We start from the raw sequence: 1,414 nt of genomic DNA on the forward strand, positions 1-1,414 counted from the left end.
AAACAGAAACCAAAACTCAAGCGGATAACACACTCCGATATCGCGACGGTTTCCATCAATTGGACCGAGATCGATTACGTCAGTAGAAGCCGCGGTATTCGTAACCGCCTGAGCTTCGGAGAACATCAACAGTTTGTCGGTGATCATCTTCTTTCTCCATTAGTGGGTCTGTTACGACCCACAGGTTAATAACAGGCGTTACACCACGCGGGCTTCTGTTTCCAGAAGCGCATCAGTTTCACGGATTGGTACACCACGGAATGAAGTCCACCACTCGCCTTCAGTCTCTTTTACGCTGATCGCCAGAGATGTTTTCTCCAGAGATTGCAGATCAAGAGCCTGGCCTACAGTGCGGTTCATGTAGAACACCGGGCGACCCATTCCACGGTTTGGAATGCGATGCAGTGCTTTAACCATCAACTTCGCAATATTTGCGGCAGAGGAAGGTTCTGAAAGATTGCTGACATCGATGTTTGCAATGCGAACAACATAACGCCAGTCACGCAGAGCAAGTCCGTTGTCCCATTTGTAATGGGTGCGATAGCCTTCGTACTTGCCGCCATTAGCATCTTCCAGTGTCACCTGGCCTTTATCTTCCATCTGGATGCCAGCCTTCTGCCCTTTCGGGAAGATGCCATGCACGGTGTTTTCGCCCCACACCACTAACCAGATTGAGGTGTTATCTGTACCCGTGCCACCAGCATCAATGATGTTCTGAGCATTACCCGCAGACAGGCTGGAATAGCGGGAGGACAGTCCCATAAACTGCTGAGGGTTAACGCTGGAATCACCATAAAACAGCGTCTGCGCCATCTGCTGATTCATCGCTTCAATAAATGCGCGGTCTTCAGACAGGCGGAATTCAGCGGTATTGCCGTTCAGATCAGCCAGTGATTTATCGACTTCAGCATAGGTTTCCAGCATGCCAACGTAATCGGTTACCTGCACTGTGGTTGATTTGCTTGGCTGTACGCCATAGTTCAGCAAACGCCAGGTAGCTGAAGGTAAACCAGAACGAATGGTGGTTCGGTGTCCGGTAGGAAGGTTCCCTTCGACAAAAGGCATATCCTGAAGGATCGGGTTAGTTTGACCGAGAAGCTCGATAATCTTATCGACTTTCCCGTTTGGATCGACGCGCTTACCCCAGTCAGCCAGCGTTAGCGCAGTTAAGCCTTTAACAGCCATTGTCATTTCCTCTCTTATTTGCCATAGAGCACTTCGGCCGCACTACGCTGGCCTTCATTACCACCGGTGACCATGCCATCTTCAGACATCGCCTTTCCGATTTTCACGAACGTTTTGACCAGATCAGGGTGATTACCCAGCCCGGTGGTGTTCAGATATTCTTTGAGTTCAGGTGTCCCGAACTGGTCAAGCGCACGCTGTGCGGCGCTAAGGTTAGAAATCAACTTGT

2 protein-coding genes and 1 pseudogene are annotated in these 1,414 nt (G+C 50.2%); all 3 read right to left on the minus strand.

What is annotated here, in order from left to right; all coding sequences use genetic code 11:
* The coding region (locus ACWIGM_RS31360) for a Bbp16 family capsid cement protein (RefSeq protein ID WP_454029855.1) at window positions 1–147 on the minus strand (147 nt) is incomplete at its 3' end.
* 51 nt (window positions 148–198) lie between these two features.
* Entirely contained in the window at window positions 199–1,185 is a 987-nt protein-coding gene (locus ACWIGM_RS31365; protein WP_000268718.1) for a major capsid protein, read from the minus strand.
* Window positions 1,186–1,199: 14 nt separating this feature from the next.
* Window positions 1,200–1,414, minus strand: a pseudogene (locus ACWIGM_RS31370) (hypothetical protein); the annotation flags it as partial.

The organism is Allobosea sp. NPDC055332 (genome assembly GCF_053645455.1).

What these genes read in the sequence shown, in the direction of transcription:
- ACWIGM_RS31365 (WP_000268718.1), bottom strand. Translation starts at nt 1,185, where the DNA reads ATGGCTGTTAAAGGCTTAACTGCGCTAACGCTGGCTGACTGGGGTAAG.